This window comes from Paenibacillus sp. SN-8-1 (genome assembly GCF_050995535.1).
GTDB lineage: Bacteria > Bacillota > Bacilli > Paenibacillales > Paenibacillaceae > Fontibacillus.
Genome location: NZ_CP194782.1, coordinates 3,387,946 through 3,408,581, shown reverse-complemented (window position 1 = coordinate 3,408,581; position 20,636 = coordinate 3,387,946). Strand labels below are relative to the sequence as shown.

The following is a 20,636-nucleotide window of genomic DNA, read 5'->3' as shown; positions in this document are numbered from 1 at the left end:
CATTTCACACGGCAGCCTAGCATGTAAATCATTAGTTCAACTTATATAGCTCAGGAATAAGGAGGGAGTAGACTGTATGAGCGTGCAAGCGAAGTATTCAATTATTATTCCGATGTATAACGAAGAAGCCGTTATTCAGGAGACGTATAGACGTTTAAAAAAAGTAATGGGCACATTACAAGACTCCTATGAATTAATATTCGTGAATGATGGCAGCAGGGATCAGAGTGCCGATATTATCAAGGACTACAGCTGCTGGGACGACACCGTCAAGCTGATTGACTTCTCCCGGAATTTCGGACATCAGATTGCGATTACAGCAGGTATGGATTATGCCTCAGGAGAAGCTGTGATTATTATTGATGCCGATCTTCAGGACCCTCCCGAACTGATTCTATCGATGATTGATAAATGGAAGGAAGGCTTTGAGGTTGTCTATGCAAAGCGCATTAAGCGGAACGGGGAGACGCTCTTCAAGAAGTGGTCTGCCAGCATGTTCTACCGGGTTCTTCGGGCTTCTACCGATATTAATATCCCTGTAGACACAGGAGATTTCCGGTTGATGGACCGCAAGGTTGTAGAGCAAATGAAACGCCTGCCTGAGAAGAACCGGTTCGTCCGCGGATTGGTCAGCTGGGTAGGCTTCCGCCAGACCGCGGTGGAGTATGAAAGGGACGAACGCCTTGCCGGGGAGACCAAGTATCCCCTCAAACGGATGATTAAGCTGTCTTTGGATGGAATCATGTCCTTCTCTTATAAGCCGCTGAAGCTTGCGGGTTATGCGGGAATCACTCTGTCCATCCTCGGTTTCATCTATCTGCTGTATGTTCTGTATCTGGCATTGTTCACGGGGGCCACCAGTAAAGGCTGGCCCTCCCTCATCGGGATCATGCTGCTGTTCGACGGGTTTGTACTGATCATGCTTGGGGTACTCGGCGAATATATCGGCCGGATCTATGATGAGACCAAGGGGCGGCCGCTCTATATTGTGAATGAAGTGCACGGGATTCAGCAGGAGGAGCAGCTTCCTGAGAAGCGCACAATTCAGGCATGAACAGCAAGATAACCCGGCTGATTCAATTCGGGCTTGTGGGACTTATAAATACCGGAATTGATCTGGGCGTGTTCACACTGCTCATCATGGGTAACATCCCCGTCATTCCCGCCCAGATCGTATCCTACGGCTGTGGCGTATTGAACAGCTATATTCTGAACAGCAGATGGACTTTTCGTAAGGAGCGCACACAGAAAAGGAAAAATGAGCTTCTTCGATTTATTCTGGTGAATCTTGCGGCGTTAACGGTATCTTCGTTACTGCTCAAGGTGCTGTATGCCAGCACGGGAGCGAATCTCACTCTCTGTAAGCTGGCTGCCACGGCAGTAAGTATCCTTGTTAATTATGCGGGAAGCCGCTATCTGGTGTTCGGACAACAGACTAGAGACAAAGTAGAACAGGAGTGAACCCATATGAAAGTCAGAAAAGCTGTAATTCCCGCTGCCGGGCTAGGCACTCGTTTCTTACCGGCAACCAAAGCACAACCCAAGGAAATGCTGCCGATCGTTGATAAGCCAGCGATTCAATATATTGTAGAGGAAGCGGTGCAATCCGGAATTGAGAGCATCATTATCGTAACCGGCCGCAACAAGAAATCAATAGAGGACCACTTCGATAAGTCCGTGGAACTTGAACGCATTCTGAAGGAGAAGGGCAAGCAGGACCTGCTCCTTGAGGTTCAGGCAATTAGTGAGCTCGCTGGGATTCATTATATCCGGCAAAAGGAACCGCTGGGCCTCGGCCATGCCATCCTCTGCGCCCAGCAATTTATCGGAGATGAACCGTTCGCCGTTCTGCTTGGCGATGATATTATGGTCTCCGAGCCCCCGGCTCTCAAACAGCTGATCTGCGTATTCGAAGAGACAGGAAAGCCTGTGGTCGGCGTGAAGCCCGTCCCGCTATCTGATGTAAGCAAATACGGAATTATTGATTCCTCTTCGGCAGAAAATGGACTGTATAAGGTGAATGGACTTGTGGAGAAGCCTTCTCCCGAGCAGACGCCCTCCCAAATGGCCGTTATGGGCCGCTACATCCTTCAGCCTTCGATCTTCTCCGTGCTGGAGCAGATAGACCGGGGAGCGGGCGGAGAATACCAGCTTACAGATGCTCTGCACAAGATCTGCGGCACGGAAGAGCTGCTTGCCCTGGAACTCGCCGGAAAGAGATATGATATTGGCGACAAATTCGGCTACATTCAAGCGACCCTGGAGATTGGGCTTAGCCAGGAGGAATTATATCCACTGCTCATGCCTTATTTGAAGCAGCTTGTTAATCTGTAATGTTATTGGAGAATGCCGGTATCTACAATTTCAACCTCTACCTTGGGATGAAATTGTACTTTCCGGTATATTTCTCCGTTGTATCCTCAAATAATCCATCTTATTTGTGCCACTTCATAAGATACTCCTTCTCCCCGGTGGAACTGTCTACTTCTTCATAATCAATAACGAAATTGTGTGCAAGGTAAAAGCGTAGTGCAGTCTCGTTTTTCTGATAGACCTTCAACGTCAAGCTGTTCCTAAGCTGCTTGGCCTTGTTAAGCAGTTCTGAACCGAGTCCTTTGCCCTGATCATTGGGATCGATAAATATAGCGGCGAGGTAATTATCGACGAGGGAGATGAATCCTGCGATCCTCTGAAGTTCCTCGATTTCAATAATATAGTTCTCGGACATGGGGAGCCATTTGTGCTCCATATCTGGAAGGCCGGATTCCCAATATTTCTGATCCACAAAAGAATGAGCCGTCAATGTGGCATTAAGCCAAATACGTGTCAATGTCTTAAACTCTGTCTTCTCCGCTAAACGAATCTTAGGCATGCTTGTTCTATTATCCTCCAAGTCTGCTTGTTATTTCAGCCGGAACAAGTTCCTCTTGAATTTCCCAAGCCGGGTCTGGCTTAAATCTATGCCCTTCACTGTTAGTACGTTAATTACTATGCTTAAGACTGTTAGCGCGGCAAATAATCCTATAACTATCCCTTTACTAAAATCAGATAGGGTAGGGCTCTGCAGCACAGTAGGCAGCAGGGTTAACAGCAGAGCGGGAATGATCAGAACAAACGGGATCCTTCTTTTCATGATAATAACCTCCTTGATTCGGATGTTGAATGTGACGAATATATTCTTGCCCAGCCTCTTCAATTCCTGCTGAAAGGATTTTATTTACATTGATTTAAATTCAGGAAATTGGATATAATACAAACAAATGTTCGCATATAATAATTATGAAGGTACCTGGATTATATGAGACGGGAGGACAGGGTTATGGCAGGAAAGCTGGAAGCGAATGGATTGTGGGAATCGTCAAGAATGATGCTGCCGGAGCACAAAGAAGCGATTATCCGGGCAGGACGCGAGCGGGATCGCCGAATAAAGCCGATTATAGATGCCCAAGAGCTGGAGCTGATTGAGCGCGCCCTGAGTGAATCGCTCAGAGGCCGCGCAGCGGTCACGGTTAGGCTGTGGGGTGAATATGAAGATACGGAGCTGCGGGGTGTCGTCACTTCTATTCATACCCACAGCCGTGAGATTAAGCTGCAGCTGGGTGATGATTGGCAATGGATCAAGATCAGGGACATTATCGGAGCTTATAGGTAGCGGCCTATCTGCATAATTTGAACTCCTCTTTTGAATAATAAGGCTTAAATTCCAAAGACAGGAGTGAATCTCATGCAAGCTGCAAGAAGATGGGTGATTACATTATTCACAGCTCTAGTTATAAGTATGCTGGGTGCGGGAAGTTTGGCCATGGCAGAACCTTCCTACGCCGAGTGGGGCAGAGTTGCCGTCCTGGAGACGAAGAAGAAGTATGATGCCGACATTACCGACTATAAGCATGTCGGCCGGAAGACGATTAGAGATCATATCTATGAGGAGCAGTTCAAGTTAATTGTGAAGAAGCCATCCAAGGAATTTGGTGTCTATGTGAGTGTACAATTCAATGAAGATACGGGAGAACTGCTGGATATCAAATACAAGGAAGCTGCTGAATAAGGATAACAAGATATAATGCTGACAAGCCGGAGCCCACAGAGGGGGCTCCGGCTTTTATAGTGAGCAGGTGTTCATCAATAAACTTACGAATGCAATTAAGCCAAAGAGGTCCCTGAGAATACAGTAGGTCCGACAACGCTCGCCCTGTTAAAGGAGACGTTGTTCGTGATGGCAGCTTGAAGTGTATAAGAGTGATAGCCGGTAGGAGCATTGACATCTACGAACGAGAAATTAATCGTCTCCAAGGCATTTATGGTGAATATCGTTGTTTGGGTATTGGCAATTTCCGTTACATCACGAATCAGCGAAATGAGTACGGTAGGGCTTCCGGCAGTCGCCTGTAAACCCAAGCTCACGTGAAGCTCAACAGAGCCGCCGGTACTGGTAAGCAGGCCGAAATTGGCCAGGGTGTTAGCGCTTGGGATAGACACTAGCGGAACATTAGTAGACTGGGTAAAGCTGTTGGGAATACTTCGGCCAAAGTCAATAATAGAGAGAGTCATATCAATCACCTCCGTGGGGTTGGAATATACTACACAGGTAACATATGTTTGATTTCTATTTATTCTTGTATATCAGCCATGTTGGTGTGATAGAATCGCGAAATAATTGCCATTTAGCCTGTTCGACATACAGTCATTCGCATAATTTAAATAGAGGGTTCTATAGATTTTAATAAAAGAAGCCAAAGAACGCAGGAGGGGAGAATGGGAGATGCCCTACACAACCGGAGCCATATACAATCCTTCAACGGGCTCAACCGCGGCTGGTCAAATTCTAGTGATTTGTACTAATGACTCCATTAATCTGACGGCAAATATTGAACTTGAGGTATTCCAATGGGGGATTGCCGATGGGCCGCGGACGCCGCTGGGACATAACTTAATTGCCTTGTCGCCGCAGGCTATCCAGAGTTTCAGTTATCCAATCAACGCAGGTGGGTTTTATGAAGTACAGATGGATTATTTCAGCGCAACAAGTGCAGTGATTCATGTATTTGGTCTCGATGCTGTAGGCAGTGTTGTGCAGAGAGTTCTGCAGGCTGAAATGAGCCAAATTGACAGATTGACAAATCTCCCTTAAGAGAGAAAGGAGATGAAGATGATTGCCAGTTGTAAATATAACGGGGGCGTTACCGGGGAATCATTTCGAGCCCTCGATAGCTGTTAATTCGGTCTTATCCAATTTCATGTGCGTAGTATATGTGGATGACAGCTTGGGAACGGCACGAATTGGTGTATCTATTTCGTCGGACGGGGGCCAGACCTGGAGCAGCAGCATTCTCCCCCAGCCGAGTGGTTATGAGAGCGCGGAGGCTCCGACCGTGGATTATACTTTTCCCAATACGTTCATTGTCGCTGCTCATGTATATAATGGATTCAATGACGGGACTATTGTTAGTTACACTTCATTCAATAACGGGGCGGATTTCAATCCACCAGTCATTGTGCAGCGTGGGTATGGGGTAATTATCCATAACGATGAGCCCTTTATAGCCGTAGATCGTTCACCGGGCAGCCCATATCGGGGAAATGCCTACGTCAGCTACACACCGCTCTTCAACTTCTCGGCGATCTTCTTCCAGCGGTCCCTGAATGAGGGAGCAAGCTGGGAGACACCTCAGCGGCTCAGCGACCCAAGAGGATTCCATGATCGAGCAGCTATTGCGGTAGGCTTATCTGGAGAGGTATATTCCGGATATGTCTTGACAGGACCGGTGAATCCTGAAGCCAACCTTCGCATTTCCTATGATGGAGGAGCCTCATTCACCCCGCAAATTGTGCGTGAGTCCATTCTGATCTCATCCGTAGTTCCTGTGCCATCGCCTCTTCCCGTAGTTGGTTATGGCTTCCGAGTCCAGACGAATCTGACCCTAGGTGCAGATATATCAAGCGGCCTCGGCAGCGGCAATGTATACGCAGCCTGGAATGACTTCCGTAACGGATACTCGGATATTCTGCTCTCGATCTCGCCAGATGGGCAGCTGTGGTCTATTCCGACAAGTATAACCGGAGCGCCACCAGGAACGCAGAACTTTTTCCCGTCCATTACGGTCTCCCCATCAACCGGAACTATACGGATTATCTATTACACTAATCGGGTCGATGGCTTTCTTCTGGATGTCTTTGTGGCCGAGTCATTCAACGGCGGAGGCTCCTTCACCAACCGGCGTCTGACGGATACCTCTTTCAATCCGAATGGTAATTCTCCAACGCCCGTTCCGCTGATCGGGGATTATATTACGGCAGCAACGAGTCTGCCGGATACGCTGGCTGCGGTCTGGAATGCAACCACTCCACCTACAGGCAAAGAGGATGTTTACTTCTCGACGTAATGATATTCATATACTTTCTTGTCAGTATAAGGTATACTGGAATTAACTTACTGCTTGCGACCGTAATTAGAGGACTTCCCGATTAGTAAAGTGCTATAGGGAAGTCTTTTCGCATTCAGGAGTGAGATTGGGGCGAATTATGAACAATGTACACATCATGTTGGAACGCTACCAAGTCCTTGAAGAACAGATTCGAGAGTTTATCGTCTGTCACTCTAGTCTGAAATATATCGATGGTTCGGTGGAAGTTGTGGATGGCGGTGCCTATGCCTGGTCGAAGTTGGGGCGGGTAGAACAGAAGATTCAGATTCAGATCATCTCTGATTATTCCGAACTAATCGAAGAAGTGAGTCAGGGTATACTTACTTCGAGCGGCGATATACAGAGGTTCATTGAGAGCTGTGAAGAGGTGCTGACTTACATCAGACAGGATTCCATGTGTTGGGATTCTTCGCTTGAGAGGTCTTTTGAGAATATTCAAAGAGAATTGAAGTCGCAGATACAATTAATTACTCATCCTATATATACAAAGTAATGTACCCGTGGGGCAGCAGCCTCACGGGTTTTGTTATGGCTTTAGCCGGTTGAGTGCGTGAAACGCGCGAAACAAAAAACCACCCGCTATGCGGGTGGAGGGATCAGCGGTTTGACCACTAAGACCATTCCGATAAAATTGAGATGTTCAGGCTCAAAGAAAGGAATGGTCTTAAATGGCAAACAAGAGCTATAGTCTAGCTCACACAAAGTGGATGTGCAAATACCACATTGTCTTCACCCCGAAGTATAGACGGAAAGAGATCTATAATCAAGTAAGAAGAGATTTAATAGAAATTTTCAAACGCTTATGTAAGTACAAGGGAGTAGAAATTATAGAAGGTCACATGATGCCTGATCATGTCCATATGTTGGTCGCTATCCCACCGAAAATTTCAGTCTCATCATTCATGGGATATCTAAAGGGAAAAAGTTCGTTAATGATCTTCGAGAAGCACGCACAACTAAAGTATAAATACGGGAATCGAAAATTCTGGGCAGAAGGATATTATGTGAGTACGGTAGGTTTGAATGAAGCAACCGTAGCGAAGTACATTCGTGAACAAGAGGCACATGACCAAGCTGTAGATAAGCTGAGCGTAAAAGAGTACGAAGATCCATTCAGCAGCAACAGGGGCAAAAAGAAATAAACCAGTTTAACTGGTAAGTGAAAGTGACAATTAACACTGAGCCTGAACAGATTTGTGGTCAGGCTAGCGTCTTTAGGCGCAGTTTGGCAACAGGGGGTTATACCCCAAGAGCAAACCACCCGTTGGACGGGTGGTCATGATTTGCAGGTAATCTTTTAGTTGGTACTGAATTCCTTAGCGCCGCGGTTGCTGAAATGCCCAGATTCCGGTCTAACGAGGCCTAGATGTTCACGAAGCGTAGTCCCGGTGTATTCTCTGCGGAATAGACCTCTGCGCTGCAGAATAGGGATCACCTCATCCGTAAATGTCTCCAGGTCACCTGGAAGCACAGGCCCCATAACGTTGAATCCGTCACATGCTTTCTCTTGAAACCATTGTTCCATCAAGTCTGCGAGCTGATCTGGCGTTCCTACGAACTGCATGTGACCGCGAGCCCCGAGAATTCTGCGGCCGAGCTCCAATATGGACAAGTTCTGGGAACGGGCCGTGTCCATGATGAGCTGAATGCGGCTCTTCATTCCATTAGATTTCTCAACCGGGTCCGGAATCTCGGGAAGAGGGCCGTCCGGAGGGTAGGCGGAGAGATCATAGCTTACCATGCCGGATAGAGCAGCTACAGCAAGCTCAGCAGGAATGAGTTCCATCAGCTCCTGCTCTTTACGTCTGGCTTCTTCCACTGTGGCTCCAAGAATCGGTGAGATCCCCGGCATAATCTTCAAGCTTCCTGGCGCTCTGCCAGATTCTATGAGTTTGCTGTTTACACTCTTATAGAAGGCTTTGGCAGCTTCCAGCGATTGCTGTGCGGTGAAGATGACCTCGCCATATTTGGAGGCGAACTGCTGACCCTGAGGGGACGAACCAGCCTGAATGAGCACCGGATTCCCTTGCGGAGGCCGGGGAAGGTTGAGCGGACCTTTGCTCGAGAACCATTTCCCCTTGTAGTCAATCGCTTTGACCTTGCCGGGATCTGCATAGATTCCGGTCTCACGGTTCAGGACAAGCGCATCATCGTCCCAGCTGTCCCAAAGCTTGGTCACAGCTTCTACGAACTCTTCAGCCATTTCATAGCGAAGTGAATGGTCCGGATGCTTGGGAAGCCCGTAATTATGGGCTTCGATATCCAGCTGGGAAGTGACAATATTCCAGCCCGCTCTTCCTTTACTGATATAATCTAGGGAAGCGAATTTGCGTGCCACATTATACGGATGATTGTAGGTGGTAGACACGGTTGCGGTCAGCCCGATCCGACTGGTTACCGCAGACAGCGCCGACAGGAGCGTGACCGGATCAAGCATGCCCGATGCGGCCATATCCACGTTCTGTACATATAACAAATCCGCGAAAAAAATCATGTCGAACTTGCCGCGTTCCGCCGTCTCGGCGATGGAGCGGTATAAGTCGAAGTCATACATGCCTTCGACCCCGGAATTTGGATGACGCCATCCGGCATGGTGATGACCGGCATAATAGATGAATGCGCCCAAGTGAAGCTGATCTGTACGTTTGGTCATGCGGCCTCAAGCCTCCTTTTTAATGAGAGAGATTAGGACTAACCTTTAAATGTATCCTGCCAGCTTAGCCAGCGCTTCTCGAGAGCGTGAACGATAATATCGGATAACGATCCTACCAGAGCGAACAGAATAATACCCACAAAGACAATATCTGTATTGGAATACGTGCGGGCGTCTTCAATCATATAGCCAATACCTGCACTAGTTCCCATCAGTTCGGCGAATACGAGAACCAGCCAGGAGGTACCCATCGCCAGACGCAGACCGAGCAGAATATTCGGCAGTGCGGAAGGGATGATGAGCTTGGTCAGCTGCTGCCAGCGGGAATATCCGAGTATCCGGCTGACGTCATACAGCTTGGTGTCCACGCTTCGGATACCGAGAAATGTATTGAGATAGACCGGGAAGAAGGCGCCTAATGAGATCATCAGAACTTTGCTGAATTCGCCGATTCCGAACCAAAGGATGAATAGAGGAATCAGGGCGAGGAGCGGTACGGTTCTCAGCATTTGCAGAGATGGATCCAGCGTCCGCTCGATAATTTTGCCAATTCCGGTGAACACGCCGACCAGCAGACCGATCACAGAACCCAGAACGAAGCCGCTTAGAGCCCGAAGGGAGCTTACTCCAAGGTGATGATAGAGTTCACCGCTTGCTCCAAGTTCTATGAATCTCTTTATAATTGCCAGGGGAGTGGGCAGCTGCTCCTTGGTCACAAGTCCGGTATCCCCGGCGATCTGCCATATGATAAGCAGGGAGATAGGAACGAGCAGCCCGTGAAGCCATGCCGGAACAAGGTTAAGCCAGCCAAGTTCCTTCTTGGATGCCGGAGATATTTTAACCGGAGAGGAGCCGGATTCTATCCGGACCTCTTGATTGATAAGCTGTGCCATTACTGATCTCCCTCCCCCTTGAAGCTGTCTCTCCAGCGGAGCAGCCTACGCTCCATCAGCAGAACGAGTGAATCTGAAAGCTTGCCTACGATGGCAAATACCACAATTCCGACGAACATGACTGTCGTCAGTGACATAGAGCGGGCATCATTGATCATGAAGCCGATCCCTGATGTAGAGCCCATCATCTCTGCAACCACAAGACCAATCCAGGCCACACCAAGCGAGAGGCGGGTGCCAAGCAGGATATTAGGCAGGGATGCAGGCATGATTAATCTCGTGATCATCTGCATGCGGCTGAATTCAAGGACTCTAGCTACATCGAACAGCTTGTTATCCACGCTGCGGATTCCGAGGAACGTATTAATATACAGCGGGAAGAAGGACCCCTTGGCAATCAGCAGCAGCTTGGATTCCTCTCCGAACCCGAACCATAGAATGAATAGTGGGGCAATCGCAAGATGGGGGAGAGTCCGCAGCATTTGCAGGGATGGATTCAGCAGTCTTTCGGCTTTATGAGAAAAGCCTACCCATAGACCTGCGGCCAGCCCAAGTCCGCCCCCCATTAGGAAGCCGCATACGACTCTCCATGTGGAAATGCCCAGGTTGCTGAGCAGCTCCCCGCTAAGGAGCATAGACCGGAATTCTTCCCAAATATCGAAGGGAGCCGGCAGCAGTATGGGATTAAGAAGCTCGGCTGAGCCGGCAATCTGCCAGATCACGAGAAGCGTGAGCGGCAGGAGCAGTCCGATCAATCTGTTCGAGCGGCGAACAGATCTTGGACGTGCTCTCCGTATTTGTGGCGCGCTGTGAAGCTCGCCTTGAAGTGTCTTGTCTCGGGTACTTGCAGGGAACATGGACAGCGCCTCACTTTCGGATGTTATTTAGATGATGTGGACTTGAGCGCTTCTTCAATGAACTTGTTATTTACAACTTCAGATACATCAATCTTCTTGCGAATTGTCCCAATGGACTCCTGGAAATCGGCGGTCTTCTGAAGTTCTGTAATAATGTCCTGACTGACCGGAATATTCACGGATTTGGACCGCTTCAGCATGCCTCCGACAATAGCCTCAGGGATTTTGTAGTCTACAGCATATTTCTTGGTAGCTTCAGCTGAATTCTGCTCTTCCCACAATTGGGACTTCTCCAGCACGGATAAATAAGTGGTGACAAGCTCCGGGTATTTATCTGCAATCTCCTTGCGAACAATCACAAAGGACGGGGCAAGAACGCCGAGAGATTCACCTTCTGCAAGCACCTTTCCTTTTCCGGTAAGGGTATTAATGGTGATGTACGGGTCCCAGGTCGCCCAGGCATCTACTTTGCCCGAGTCAAAAGCAGGCTGAGCCTCATTCGGCTGAAGCTGAATGATCTGTACTTCAGATAGCTCAATTCCGGCATCATGCAATCCGCGTGTAAGCAGGTTATAAGCATTACTTCCTTTGGTTACGGCAACCTTTTTGCCTTTCAAATCTTTAATATCTTTGAGTGTGCTGTTCGCCGGCACAATAATTGCCGTATTCTGCTTACCATCAAGAATCTGGGAAATAATCTCGAACTTGATGCCCGCGGCTTGTGCGGCGATCACTGGCATATTCCCTAGGGAAGCGAAATCCAGCTTATCTGAGGCCATCGCCTCCGTCATCGGCGGTCCGCTCTGGAATTCAGCCCATTCGACTTTGACACCAAGCTTCTCGAAGGCCTGCTCGTACCATTTTTCTTCTCTGGCTTTGCCGTACAAGCCGCCTTTTCCTTGCACACCAAGCTTGAGGGTGAGTCCCTGATAGTTCGTCTTGCCGTCCGCAGTCTTGGTTTCAGTTGCAACTGTGTCTTTGGAGGCGCATCCTACAGCAGTGATTGCAACCATTAGCAACAGCAGGGTAATTGTCCATTTCTTCATACGATATCTCTCCTCTAGTAACTTTTAATATAAGTTGAACTACTGATTTCACACTCTTGCCTATTGGTAATTCCTATGTCCAATTTTTTTTAATTGTAGATCAAATAAATGAAATTAAATTAATCCTTGCTGCAGCACTTAAATACCTGCTCCCAGATCGATCTTGGGTTCTTCGATTTTCTCAAATGCCTGGAGAACCAGGCGGCGCAGCTCCTGGAAGGATGGACCAGTTCTCGAACGCGGGAATGGCAGGTCAATCGGCAGAATTTCACGAATGTGTCCAGGTCTAGGGTTCATAATAACGACCCGTTCCCCGAGGAATACCGCCTCATCGAGATCGTGCGTGACGAACAGCATGGTCGTCTTGTTGTTCTGCCAAATATCGAGCAGCACTTCCTGCATATGGGCTCTTGTAAAAGCATCCAGCGCGCCAAATGGCTCGTCGAGCAGGAGCACATCAGGACTGCGAAGCAGAGCTCTTGCAATCGCAACGCGCTGGGCCATGCCTCCTGATAACTCCCGAGGATAGGCCTTCTCGAAGCCTTTCAGTCGCACAAGCTCGATTAGCTCATCCACTCTGCGGCGGACCGCCGGGTTCTTTAGAGACAAGTTGGCCGCTATATTCTTCTCCACATTCAGCCAAGGGAACAGGCGTGGTTCCTGGAAGATCACACCCTTCTCAATGCCAGGACCCGTAATCGGTCTGCCGCTCAGCTCGGCCTTGCCTTCATACCCGGTATCAAGACCACCCACGATTTTAAGCAGGGTGCTTTTACCACAGCCGCTTGGACCGATCAGGGTGATGAACTCTCCTTGCTTCACCTTAAGCTGAATATTCGAGAGAGCATGGACAGGACCCGCAGGAGAAGCAAAAGTGCGATTGAGATGTTCGATTACCAAAGAATGCTCAGACATAATCGGCCTCCTAAATCATATTAAACAAACCTGTTTAATTGGTTTTATTCACAAAAGAGATGGCAAAGGATACAGCGCAGTATCTAAGACTGTTGTATGCCTATTGCCAAGTCTCCAGTTGTCTGGTTGAATGTGACAATTATCATTGCGGTTTAAGATAATTCACAAATTGAATATGTATTCGGTTTGTTATGAGCATTCTATCAAGGGGAGTTTGGGGATGTCAATCTTTTTTTTCCTATGTGTTAACTTGGGTATAGACAGCTGACCTTTGAAATGATCTTACGCTTGGAACAGCCGAATTAATCCACCGACTTCTATAGATACCGGAATCTCGAATCCTGGCGCTCGTTGAAGCGTCAATCCCTGAATCAAGCTGACAAAATAAAAGGCCAGCTTCAGCGGATCGCCTTGAACGATGGTGCCTTCCCGCTGACCGTCCTCCATAATACGGGCGAGAGGCTGGAGGTTCGCTGTGAATCTGTCTGTTACTGCCTGTCTGATCTCGAGTGGCACCGTATCTGTGGTTCTGGCGCTTTGGAGCATGATTGTATAAGCCCAATTAATCGGATTGGCAAGCCAGCTCGCGGCAAAATCATGCAGCTTGACAAGCGCAGGGGTCTCCCGTTCCTCCGCAAGCTCGGATACTCTCTTTCCATAATCCAGCTGTCCCCGCTTAAGAACTTCTGCAAAAACTTCATCTTTGGATCTAAAGTAGTGGTACATCGTACCAATACTGATTCCGGCCGCCTTCGCGATATCGCTGATGCTTGTTGATCCGAATCCTTTGGTTGAAATAATTGTAATGGCCGAATCCAGGATAAGCTGAATCCGTTCATCTCTAACTCTTAAGTCACGTTCCACATTTCTCGGGCACATTCTGATTCCTCCTTACAAGACTACTCTTATATTGAATGTTCATCTAGGGATTATAATAGACATTTGAACAATGAAAGTGAAGTTAGAGGCTTCAGATATGTTAGGTTTCGGACAGCGAGCTTCTCTTTGCTCAGGGATTTATGTATATTATTTTAAATATTATAATTATTTCCACAAAAAGTATTGACTATATAGGGATACAAATGTAGTATTACATTTAAATCATAGTAAGTCGATTGGTTTTGTGTAATATCGACCGGACCACCGGAGACACGATCATCTTGGAGATGAATGTGTCTTTTTTTGCTGCAGCAAAATTAAAAGGCCATTTCATCCGTATCTAAAAATTCATATCAAATTGCAGATGGAGGTTGATCCCATGAATCCTATTTCCAAAATTGCCGGTACGGCTATGGCCCTGCTGCTTGTGTCTTCGCTTGTGTTATCCGGATGCGGCGAAAGCAAAACCCCATCGGCGAGCGCAGCCGGCCAGAACGGTCTGGAGGTTGCCGAGCTTCGGTATCAGGGAAGCGTGGGTGCGGTTACTTTTCCCGAACTTGCTGAGGACCTGGGTTATCTGGCTCCGCTCAAATTGAAATTCATCGGAAATACGATCAGCGGACCGCAGGATATACAGTCTGTTGTTACTGGAGATACCGATTTTGGAGGAGCCTTTAACGGTGCCATTGTCAAACTGCTTGCAGCCAAAGCACCCATTACTCCAGTTATTGCTTACTACGGGGTCGATGATAACACCTGGAGCGGCTATTACGTGCTGGACGGGAGCCCCATTAAGACGGCCCGGGATCTGATTGGCAAAAGGATCGCTGTCAATACACTTGGAGCTCATCACGAGTTCGTAATTAAGGAGTACCTGCACAGGCAGGGCCTGACTCAGGATGAGATCAATCAGGTCACGCTGGTTGTAGTTCCGCCGGTCACTACGGAACAGACGCTGCGGGCCAAACAGATTGATGTGGCTACACTCGGCGGTATACTCCGGGATAAGGCGTTGGAACGCGGCGGGATTCATCCTCTATTCACAGATAAGGAGCTGTTCGGAACGTTCAGCGCGGGCAGCTACGTGTTAACCAAAGAATTTATCAAGAATAATCCAAAGGCTACGCGGAAATTCGTGGAGGCCACAGCCAAAGCGATTGAATGGGCGAGGACGACTCCACGTGATGAGGTAGTAGCGAGGTACGAGAAGATTATCAATAACCGTGGCCGCAAGGAAGACACCAAGGCGATCAAGTACTGGAAGAGCACTGGAGTTGCGGGAAAGGGCGGGCTTATTTCCGAGAAGGAATTCAGCACCTGGGTGGATTGGCTGGTTAAAGAGGGCACGATCAAGCAGGGCGAGCTGAATCCGAAAGAGCTGTATACCAATGAGTTCAATCCTTACCTAAATGAGGCCAAGTAAAGGTAACCATAATCAGAATAGGGGTGTTAGTTATGACTGCCAATTCCGCTAAAATCAGCATTCAGCAGGTGGATAAATCTTTTCGCGTCAAACGAAGACCTGGAGACTTGAAAGGCAACAGTCAGCCTGTAAAGGCACTAGACCATATTAACCTGGATGTGAGGCCAGGCGAATTCATGGTTATCGTAGGCCCATCTGGGTGCGGAAAGTCCACTCTGCTCGATCTTCTCGCAGGTCTTACCACGCCTACCAGCGGACAGATACTTCTGGATGGCAAGCCTATAACAGGTCCGAATCTGGACCGGGGAATTGTGTTTCAGCAGTATGCCTTGTTCCCTTGGAAGACGGCGCTGGCCAATGTGGAATTTGGACTGGAGACGAAGGGAGTTCCGCGTAAAGAGCGGCGCGCCATCGCTCAGGAATTTATTCAGCTTGTAGGCCTCGCAGGATTCGAGCATCGTTATCCTCATGAACTCTCTGGCGGGATGAAGCAGCGGATCGCCATAGCAAGAAGCCTGGCCTATGATCCGGATGTGCTGCTCATGGATGAACCCTTCGCCGCGCTTGATGCCCAGACCCGGGAGTCACTGCAGAGTGAGCTGCTGCGAATCTGGGAAGCAACGAAGAAGACGATTATTTTCATCACCCACGGAATTGAAGAGGCCGTCTATTTAGGCCAGCGGGTTGCCGTCATGACTTCTCGGCCGGGAAGGATTAAAGAAGTGATCGATATTCCATTTAAAGCAAGAACGTCAGAGGAGGATCTACGAGCTCATCCGGATTTTGTAAGATTACGGCACCAAGTCTGGGATTTGCTGAAAGACGAAGTTAAGCTTGCCCAGGAACAGGAGAAGGACCGCAGTTTGAAGTCGGGAAGCAGCAAACCATCCGGGAAGGGAGCGGCTGTCCATGGCTAATACAGGAGCAGGAGAAGTGCTTGTCAGATTGGAGAAGAAGAAGGTAGAGAGCACCCGGAGGACAGCATTGGGCTGGACTCTGGAGAAGCTGCATCTGGCTTTCAGGTCATCTATTGTCATTATCGCATTTATGGTTCTGTGGGAAGTCGCTCCGCGCCTTGGCTGGACCAATGCTACTTTCCTGCCACCTTTAAGCGAAGTGCTGAGCACGTGGTGGAGCCTGCTCCTCTCGGGTGATCTTGCTGAGCATATGGAGGTCAGTCTCGTTCGTTCTATTGAAGGGTTTGCACTGGCTCTGGTTGTGAGTGTTCCGCTAGGTCTGGCTATTGGCTGGTGGAAGAGCGTTGCACAGTACCTTAACCCCCTTCTTGAGTTATTCCGTAATACAGCAGTGCTTGCGCTGCTTCCAGTATTTATTATGCTGCTCGGTCTTGGTGAGACCTCCAAGATCGCTATTATCTTCTATGCCTGCGTATTTCCGCTGCTGCTGAATACGATCAGCGGGGTCAGAAACGTGGATCCGCTGCTAATCAGGTCGGCCAGATCCATGGGGTTATCTCCCATACAGCTGTTCCGGAAGGTGGTATTGCCCGCCTCTGTTCCTACTATATTTGTAGGCATCCGCCAAGCCGGTGCAGCCTCTATCCTTGTTCTCGTCGCTGCTGAAATGGCAGGAGCCAAGTCAGGACTTGGGTACTTCATTCAGTACACACAGTTCAGCTTTCAGATTACGGAGATGTACGCAGGGATCATTACGATCTCGATCTTTGGTGTCATTCTGAATTACGCGCTCGTAACTTTGGAGAAGAAATTGACAAGTTGGAAGCAGGTCTCCAATGAGTAGGATGGGACACGGCTGACTACGTGCAAATCGATATTTTCAACTTATACAGTAAATATCACGGTCCATTATGAGGAGGAAACCCTATGAGCAAGAGTACACGGCAAATGAAACTCGGAGCCTTCCTGATGACACCCGGTCATCATGTGGCAGCTTGGCGATTCCCCGGAGCGGAAGCTTCCGAAGTCCTGAACCTGAAATTCTATAAGAAGCTGGCCCAGACCGCGGAGCGGGGGAAATTCGATATGCTGTTCTTGGCGGACGGATATTCAGTTTCTGAAAAATATGCCGAAGCGGTTGCCCAGACCGTAACCGTGCGCCCGGAGCCGATTACTTTGTTATCCGCATTGGCTGCCGTAACAGAGCACGTCGGACTTGCTGCAACGGTATCTACCACTTATAACGAGCCGTATCATGTGGCTAGAAAGTTCGCCTCACTGGATCATTTGAGCAGCGGGCGCGCGGCATGGAACGTAGTCACCTCTGCGAACCCGGACGAGGCGCTCAATTTCAATAAAGACACCCACCTGCTTCACTCCCTTCGGTACGAACGGGCGGAAGAGTTCCTTAACGTGGTAACGGGTCTATGGGACAGCTGGGAGGACGATGCCTTCTTATATGATAAGGATAACGCGGCTTTTGCTGATAAGAACAAGCTTCATACCCTTCATCACAAAGGGGAATGGTTCTCGGTTAAGGGTCCGCTGAATGTAGCCCGGCCGGTCCAAGGGTATCCGGTGGTCATTCAAGCCGGTTCATCCGAACCTGGCAAGGAGCTTGCCGCACGGACAGCTGAGGTGATATTCACAGCGTGGCAGACGCTTGAAGAAGCACAGCTCTTCTACAGCGACGTGACGGGGAGATTGGCCAAGTATGGGCGCTCACCTGAGGATTTGAAGATTATGCCGGGGGTATTTCCGATTATCGGAAGAACAGAAGAGGAGGCGAAAGAGAAAAAGGCACTTCTGGAGCAGCTGATTCCAGAGGAGGCGGGAATAAGTCTGCTGTCCCAGCTGATCAGCTTCGATCTCTCGCCATATCCGGTGGATGGACCTCTCCCGGATCTTCCGGAACTGGATCAAATTAATGGAGGCAAGACTAGGTTCACTTTGCTCAAGGACTTGGCAGAGCGTGAGAATCTTACGATTCGTCAGTTGTATGAGCGGATTGCCGGTGCACGGGGTCACCGCGAGATCCTAGGTACTCCCGTACAAATTGCGGATCAATTAGAAGAGTGGTTCCTAAGCGGAGCAGCGGACGGATTCAATATTATGCCGCCATATTTGCCTGGGGGACTTGAAGAGTTCGTGGATCTGGTTGTGCCCGAGCTTCAAAAGCGGGGATTGTTCCGTACCGAGTACTCAGGAACAACCCTGCGGGATCATCTCGAACTGAAGCGGCCGGTGCACCCTGCGGCCTATGAAGATGCAGCATTCCTGTACAGTGTCAACTAAAGCTATTCTTAGTTCTTAACGGTTAACTCTTAACGGTTTCAAATCCTAATTCAGGATCCAAATAAAAGGAGGAACTAATGATGAGTAATTTGGTGAACAAGGAAGTTATCAAGGGTATTCAGGTTCATCCGGTTGCAGGCCGAATTGGTGCAGAAATTAGCGGTGTTCGACTTGGTACAGATCTTGATGCAGAGACGATCGCCGAAATCCGTCAGGCTTTGCTGAAGTACAAAGTGATCTTTTTCCGTGGACAGGAGCATCTGGATGATGCCGGGCAGGAAGCCCTTGCAGGAATATTCGGAGCTCCCGTTGCTCATCCAACGGTACCGATTAAGAATGGAACAGAATATGTGCTGGAGCTGGACTCTGCTCACGGAGGCCGGGCAGATTCGTGGCATACGGATGTGACCTTTGTTGATGCTTATCCGCAGGCTTCGATTCTTCGTTCCGTGATTATACCTGAAGCAGGTGGAGATACCGTCTGGGCCAATACTGCCGCGGCGTATGACAATCTCCCGGAAGAACTGAGAAGCCTGGTTGATCGGCTGTGGGCGGTGCACACGAACCAATATGATTATGCAGCCCACCGTGAGAAGATTTCAGAGGAAGCGGCTCGCCATCATAAGGAAGTGTTTGTCTCCACACTGTATGAGACCGAGCATCCGCTTGTGCGTGTGCACCCGGAGACGGGTGAACGGACATTACTGCTTGGACATTTTGCTAAGAAAATTGTAGGTTTCTCCTCAAATGACTCTGCACAGCTGATCTCACTGCTTCAGTCCCACATCACCCGGCTGGAGAATACGGTTCGCTGGCGCTGGTCCGTTGGCGATGTGGTGATCTGGGATAACCGGGCTACGCAGCATTATGCTGTAAATGATTATGGGGATCAGCATCGCGTGGTACGCAGAGTTACGATTGATGGTGACGTTCCTGTCAGCATCGATGGGCAGAAGAGCAGAACGATTACAAAGGCAAGTCAAAAATCAGAAACAGAAGCTCAGACGGCTTAGAACGTTTACATCAGCATTTGATATAGAGATTAGATAATCATAGATTATGAAAAGGTTGGCCAAGAGGCGCGGGTGGCTTGATATATAAGCTGTTCGTGCCTTTTTGCTATAGTGCCTGGAAAGGAAGGTATATCCACTAGATTGTCAAGAATAATCTCGATTAAAATTTTAATAAACTTTTCATAAACTGGGATAAACCTTGATCTGCTGGTAGTTTGCAAATTGTCAGGTACATAATGGAAGTTACAAATGTGTTACTTTTGGGTCAGGTGGTTCACGCCGCCAATACGAACACAAGGGAGTACATCATGAACAACACGAAAATTAGACGTATTGGTAAAACCATAGTAGGAATCAGTCTGAGCCTAGTGGTATCTTTGTCCGGAAGTGTCTTATTAACCTCTGAATCAGCACATGCGGCCACAAGTGCGACGGTTACCAGCAGCACAAAGGCGAATCGTATAATTGCATCTGGTGAGAAATTTCTGAGAACCCCTTATAAATTCGGTGCTAAGACCGGAGTGACAAGCAGCTTTGACTGCTCTTCATTTACCCAATATCTCTACAAGCAGGTTGGTGTAAAGCTTCCGCGCTCGTCCAAGGATCAATCCAAGGCTGGCAAGTACGTATCCAAAAGTCAGCTTAAGGCAGGAGATCTGGTGTTCTCCGATACGAACCGCGATGGCGTGATTAATCACGTAAGCATTTACATTGGAAATGGGAAGCTGCTTCACACTTACCGGGTAGGAATCGGCGTCACTATCTCTACATTCAAGGGAAGCACCTGGGATAAAACTTGCGTCACAGCTCGCCGCGTACTGTAAGCGGACAAGCTTATTTGGAAGTGATAGATTCTTGTTAAGAGAAAGAGATACAAGAATGATGCCTAAGCATAGGGAGTCCTGGGGGACTCCTAAGGCTGTCGAGATAGTCTCGACAGCCTTCTTTATATACACTTAGTGTAAGACGATACTGCGTTAATGTTGTATAGTATAAGTAGCTACTCATGAACAATGGAGTTTTTCGTGCTAACATAACAGAAAGAAGATGACGATCCACCTGAATCGCCTGGAAAAGCGAGGTTAATCCCCCTTTTTTTTAAGGAGACTGTAAATAAAAAAGAGAAACCCAACGTCTCAAAGACGTGGATTTCTCGATAATCTGAAGACCCATTAAGGGTCTTCTTTAAATTATGGAGCGTAGGGGGGTCGAACCCCTGACCTCTTCGCTGCCAGCGAAGCGTTCTCCCACTGAACTAACGCCCCTCAATATTTCTCGCGATAAATAAAATAACACAAATCAAAGATTAACGTCAAGTTT

The 20,636-nt window shown here is 48.5% G+C and carries 24 protein-coding genes and 1 tRNA gene; 15 read left to right on the top strand and 10 right to left on the bottom strand.

From position 1 onward, the window contains the following. The first annotated feature begins 76 nt into the window (after nt 1-76). From ACRRNK_RS16675 to galU, 3 genes are read left to right on the top strand one after another with little or no spacing between them, the layout of a single operon-like run. The gene (locus ACRRNK_RS16675) at nt 77-1,054 is read left to right on the top strand and encodes a glycosyltransferase family 2 protein (protein ID WP_433943831.1); all 978 of its coding nucleotides are present in this window, start codon (nt 77-79) and stop codon (nt 1,052-1,054) included. Beyond that, nucleotides 1,051-1,461 (top strand): GtrA family protein, encoded by a 411-nt coding sequence (locus ACRRNK_RS16670; RefSeq protein WP_433943830.1) that lies wholly within the window; start codon nt 1,051-1,053, stop codon nt 1,459-1,461. Before ACRRNK_RS16675 ends, ACRRNK_RS16670 begins: the two co-directional genes overlap by 4 nt. Nucleotides 1,462-1,467: 6 nt before the next feature. Continuing rightward, on the top strand, nt 1,468-2,334 hold the full coding sequence (gene galU, locus ACRRNK_RS16665) for a UTP--glucose-1-phosphate uridylyltransferase GalU (RefSeq protein WP_433943829.1): 867 nt from the start codon (nt 1,468-1,470) through the stop codon (nt 2,332-2,334). Between the two features lie 100 nt (nt 2,335-2,434). Here the strand turns inward: galU and ACRRNK_RS16660 are convergent, their stop codons facing one another. Both ACRRNK_RS16660 and ACRRNK_RS16655 read right to left on the bottom strand, forming a co-directional pair. After that, nucleotides 2,435-2,872 carry a GNAT family N-acetyltransferase gene (locus ACRRNK_RS16660; RefSeq protein ID WP_433943828.1) on the bottom strand — a complete coding sequence of 146 codons (438 nt, stop codon included), beginning with the start codon at nt 2,870-2,872 and terminating at the stop codon, nt 2,435-2,437. Nucleotides 2,873-2,902: 30 nt separating this feature from the next. Next, nucleotides 2,903-3,133: a hypothetical protein gene (locus ACRRNK_RS16655; RefSeq protein ID WP_433943827.1), complete on the bottom strand. Its 231-nt coding sequence runs from the start codon at nt 3,131-3,133 to the stop codon at nt 2,903-2,905. 186 nt (nt 3,134-3,319) lie between these two features. On the opposite strand from ACRRNK_RS16655, the gene ACRRNK_RS16650 reads away from it, so the two are divergent. Together ACRRNK_RS16650 and ACRRNK_RS16645 are read left to right on the top strand one after the other, a co-directional pair. Next, complete coding sequence (locus ACRRNK_RS16650) at nt 3,320-3,652, top strand: YolD-like family protein (protein ID WP_433943826.1); 333 nt, start codon at nt 3,320-3,322, stop codon at nt 3,650-3,652. Nucleotides 3,653-3,724: 72 nt separating this feature from the next. Then, on the top strand, nt 3,725-4,048 hold the full coding sequence (locus ACRRNK_RS16645) for a DUF3889 domain-containing protein (RefSeq protein WP_433943825.1): 324 nt from the start codon (nt 3,725-3,727) through the stop codon (nt 4,046-4,048). Between the two features lie 95 nt (nt 4,049-4,143). Here the strand turns inward: ACRRNK_RS16645 and ACRRNK_RS16640 are convergent, their stop codons facing one another. Beyond that, nucleotides 4,144-4,551: a hypothetical protein gene (locus tag ACRRNK_RS16640; RefSeq protein WP_433943824.1), complete on the bottom strand. Its 408-nt coding sequence runs from the start codon at nt 4,549-4,551 to the stop codon at nt 4,144-4,146. Nucleotides 4,552-4,762: 211 nt separating this feature from the next. On the opposite strand from ACRRNK_RS16640, the gene ACRRNK_RS16635 reads away from it, so the two are divergent. The 4 genes from ACRRNK_RS16635 (at nt 4,763) to tnpA (ending at nt 7,567) form a co-directional block, all read left to right on the top strand. Then, the gene (locus ACRRNK_RS16635) at nt 4,763-5,131 is read left to right on the top strand and encodes a hypothetical protein (protein WP_433943823.1); all 369 of its coding nucleotides are present in this window, start codon (nt 4,763-4,765) and stop codon (nt 5,129-5,131) included. Nucleotides 5,132-5,153: 22 nt separating this feature from the next. Continuing rightward, nucleotides 5,154-6,383, top strand: a complete 1,230-nt coding sequence (locus ACRRNK_RS16630; protein ID WP_433943822.1) for an exo-alpha-sialidase — start codon at nt 5,154-5,156, stop codon at nt 6,381-6,383. Nucleotides 6,384-6,540: 157 nt separating this feature from the next. Then, complete coding sequence (locus tag ACRRNK_RS16625; RefSeq protein WP_433943821.1) at nt 6,541-6,918, top strand: hypothetical protein; 378 nt, start codon at nt 6,541-6,543, stop codon at nt 6,916-6,918. Between the two features lie 175 nt (nt 6,919-7,093). After that, on the top strand, nt 7,094-7,567 hold the full coding sequence (gene tnpA, locus ACRRNK_RS16620) for an IS200/IS605 family transposase (RefSeq protein ID WP_433942914.1): 474 nt from the start codon (nt 7,094-7,096) through the stop codon (nt 7,565-7,567). A 155-nt stretch (nt 7,568-7,722) separates the two neighbouring features. On the opposite strand, the gene ACRRNK_RS16615 is transcribed toward tnpA, so the two are convergent. The 6 genes from ACRRNK_RS16615 to ACRRNK_RS16590 all read right to left on the bottom strand — a co-directional run bounded on the left by ACRRNK_RS16615 (nt 7,723) and on the right by ACRRNK_RS16590 (nt 13,668). After that, on the bottom strand, nt 7,723-9,078 hold the full coding sequence (locus tag ACRRNK_RS16615; protein WP_433943820.1) for an LLM class flavin-dependent oxidoreductase: 1,356 nt from the start codon (nt 9,076-9,078) through the stop codon (nt 7,723-7,725). 38 nt (nt 9,079-9,116) lie between these two features. Then, nucleotides 9,117-9,971, bottom strand: coding sequence for an ABC transporter permease (locus ACRRNK_RS16610; RefSeq protein WP_433943819.1), 855 nt, complete (start codon nt 9,969-9,971; stop codon nt 9,117-9,119). Continuing rightward, nucleotides 9,971-10,828 carry an ABC transporter permease gene (locus ACRRNK_RS16605; protein WP_433943818.1) on the bottom strand — a complete coding sequence of 286 codons (858 nt, stop codon included), beginning with the start codon at nt 10,826-10,828 and terminating at the stop codon, nt 9,971-9,973. Before ACRRNK_RS16605 ends, ACRRNK_RS16610 begins: the two co-directional genes overlap by 1 nt. Nucleotides 10,829-10,851: 23 nt before the next feature. After that, the gene (locus ACRRNK_RS16600; protein ID WP_433943817.1) at nt 10,852-11,874 is read right to left on the bottom strand and encodes an aliphatic sulfonate ABC transporter substrate-binding protein; all 1,023 of its coding nucleotides are present in this window, start codon (nt 11,872-11,874) and stop codon (nt 10,852-10,854) included. A 138-nt stretch (nt 11,875-12,012) separates the two neighbouring features. After that, nucleotides 12,013-12,789 (bottom strand): ABC transporter ATP-binding protein, encoded by a 777-nt coding sequence (locus ACRRNK_RS16595; RefSeq protein ID WP_433943816.1) that lies wholly within the window; start codon nt 12,787-12,789, stop codon nt 12,013-12,015. Nucleotides 12,790-13,071: 282 nt separating this feature from the next. Then, nucleotides 13,072-13,668 carry a TetR/AcrR family transcriptional regulator gene (locus ACRRNK_RS16590; protein ID WP_433943815.1) on the bottom strand — a complete coding sequence of 199 codons (597 nt, stop codon included), beginning with the start codon at nt 13,666-13,668 and terminating at the stop codon, nt 13,072-13,074. Between the two features lie 379 nt (nt 13,669-14,047). On the opposite strand from ACRRNK_RS16590, the gene ACRRNK_RS16585 reads away from it, so the two are divergent. From ACRRNK_RS16585 to ACRRNK_RS16560, 6 genes are all read left to right on the top strand, one after another. Then, entirely contained in the window at nt 14,048-15,091 is a 1,044-nt protein-coding gene (locus tag ACRRNK_RS16585) for an ABC transporter substrate-binding protein (protein WP_433943814.1), read from the top strand. Between the two features lie 32 nt (nt 15,092-15,123). Then, nucleotides 15,124-16,008: an ABC transporter ATP-binding protein gene (locus ACRRNK_RS16580; protein WP_433943813.1), complete on the top strand. Its 885-nt coding sequence runs from the start codon at nt 15,124-15,126 to the stop codon at nt 16,006-16,008. Further along, nucleotides 16,001-16,852 carry an ABC transporter permease gene (locus ACRRNK_RS16575; protein ID WP_433943812.1) on the top strand — a complete coding sequence of 284 codons (852 nt, stop codon included), beginning with the start codon at nt 16,001-16,003 and terminating at the stop codon, nt 16,850-16,852. The genes ACRRNK_RS16580 and ACRRNK_RS16575 overlap by 8 nt, the downstream gene beginning before the upstream one ends. A gap of 83 nt (nt 16,853-16,935) precedes the next feature. Continuing rightward, nucleotides 16,936-18,303, top strand: a complete 1,368-nt coding sequence (locus ACRRNK_RS16570) for an LLM class flavin-dependent oxidoreductase (RefSeq protein WP_433943811.1) — start codon at nt 16,936-16,938, stop codon at nt 18,301-18,303. 80 nt (nt 18,304-18,383) lie between these two features. Continuing rightward, nucleotides 18,384-19,316: a TauD/TfdA dioxygenase family protein gene (locus ACRRNK_RS16565; protein WP_433946918.1), complete on the top strand. Its 933-nt coding sequence runs from the start codon at nt 18,384-18,386 to the stop codon at nt 19,314-19,316. A gap of 308 nt (nt 19,317-19,624) precedes the next feature. Continuing rightward, a complete protein-coding gene (locus tag ACRRNK_RS16560) occupies nt 19,625-20,140 on the top strand; it encodes a C40 family peptidase (protein ID WP_433943810.1) in 516 nt (171 codons plus the stop codon). A gap of 369 nt (nt 20,141-20,509) precedes the next feature. Here the strand turns inward: ACRRNK_RS16560 and ACRRNK_RS16555 are convergent. Beyond that, nucleotides 20,510-20,581: transfer RNA gene (locus ACRRNK_RS16555), tRNA-Ala, on the bottom strand. Between the last annotated feature and the right edge of the window lie 55 nt (nt 20,582-20,636).

Coding starts and splice junctions, on each gene's coding strand:
- ACRRNK_RS16570 (WP_433943811.1), top strand. CDS start 16,936: ATGAGCAAGAGTACACGGCAAATGAAACTCGGAGCCTTCCTGATGACA.
- ACRRNK_RS16655 (WP_433943827.1), bottom strand. CDS start 3,133: ATGAAAAGAAGGATCCCGTTTGTTCTGATCATTCCCGCTCTGCTGTTA.
- ACRRNK_RS16560 (WP_433943810.1), top strand. CDS start 19,625: ATGAACAACACGAAAATTAGACGTATTGGTAAAACCATAGTAGGAATC.
- ACRRNK_RS16595 (WP_433943816.1), bottom strand. CDS start 12,789: ATGTCTGAGCATTCTTTGGTAATCGAACATCTCAATCGCACTTTTGCT.
- ACRRNK_RS16675 (WP_433943831.1), top strand. CDS start 77: ATGAGCGTGCAAGCGAAGTATTCAATTATTATTCCGATGTATAACGAA.
- ACRRNK_RS16580 (WP_433943813.1), top strand. CDS start 15,124: ATGACTGCCAATTCCGCTAAAATCAGCATTCAGCAGGTGGATAAATCT.
- ACRRNK_RS16670 (WP_433943830.1), top strand. CDS start 1,051: ATGAACAGCAAGATAACCCGGCTGATTCAATTCGGGCTTGTGGGACTT.
- galU (WP_433943829.1), top strand. CDS start 1,468: ATGAAAGTCAGAAAAGCTGTAATTCCCGCTGCCGGGCTAGGCACTCGT.
- ACRRNK_RS16640 (WP_433943824.1), bottom strand. CDS start 4,551: ATGACTCTCTCTATTATTGACTTTGGCCGAAGTATTCCCAACAGCTTT.
- ACRRNK_RS16565 (WP_433946918.1), top strand. CDS start 18,384: ATGAGTAATTTGGTGAACAAGGAAGTTATCAAGGGTATTCAGGTTCAT.
- ACRRNK_RS16600 (WP_433943817.1), bottom strand. CDS start 11,874: ATGAAGAAATGGACAATTACCCTGCTGTTGCTAATGGTTGCAATCACT.
- ACRRNK_RS16585 (WP_433943814.1), top strand. CDS start 14,048: ATGAATCCTATTTCCAAAATTGCCGGTACGGCTATGGCCCTGCTGCTT.
- ACRRNK_RS16635 (WP_433943823.1), top strand. CDS start 4,763: ATGCCCTACACAACCGGAGCCATATACAATCCTTCAACGGGCTCAACC.
- ACRRNK_RS16625 (WP_433943821.1), top strand. CDS start 6,541: ATGTTGGAACGCTACCAAGTCCTTGAAGAACAGATTCGAGAGTTTATC.
- ACRRNK_RS16615 (WP_433943820.1), bottom strand. CDS start 9,078: ATGACCAAACGTACAGATCAGCTTCACTTGGGCGCATTCATCTATTAT.
- ACRRNK_RS16575 (WP_433943812.1), top strand. CDS start 16,001: ATGGCTAATACAGGAGCAGGAGAAGTGCTTGTCAGATTGGAGAAGAAG.
- ACRRNK_RS16610 (WP_433943819.1), bottom strand. CDS start 9,971: ATGGCACAGCTTATCAATCAAGAGGTCCGGATAGAATCCGGCTCCTCT.
- ACRRNK_RS16650 (WP_433943826.1), top strand. CDS start 3,320: ATGGCAGGAAAGCTGGAAGCGAATGGATTGTGGGAATCGTCAAGAATG.
- ACRRNK_RS16590 (WP_433943815.1), bottom strand. CDS start 13,668: ATGTGCCCGAGAAATGTGGAACGTGACTTAAGAGTTAGAGATGAACGG.
- ACRRNK_RS16645 (WP_433943825.1), top strand. CDS start 3,725: ATGCAAGCTGCAAGAAGATGGGTGATTACATTATTCACAGCTCTAGTT.
- ACRRNK_RS16605 (WP_433943818.1), bottom strand. CDS start 10,828: ATGTTCCCTGCAAGTACCCGAGACAAGACACTTCAAGGCGAGCTTCAC.
- ACRRNK_RS16660 (WP_433943828.1), bottom strand. CDS start 2,872: ATGCCTAAGATTCGTTTAGCGGAGAAGACAGAGTTTAAGACATTGACA.
- tnpA (WP_433942914.1), top strand. CDS start 7,094: ATGGCAAACAAGAGCTATAGTCTAGCTCACACAAAGTGGATGTGCAAA.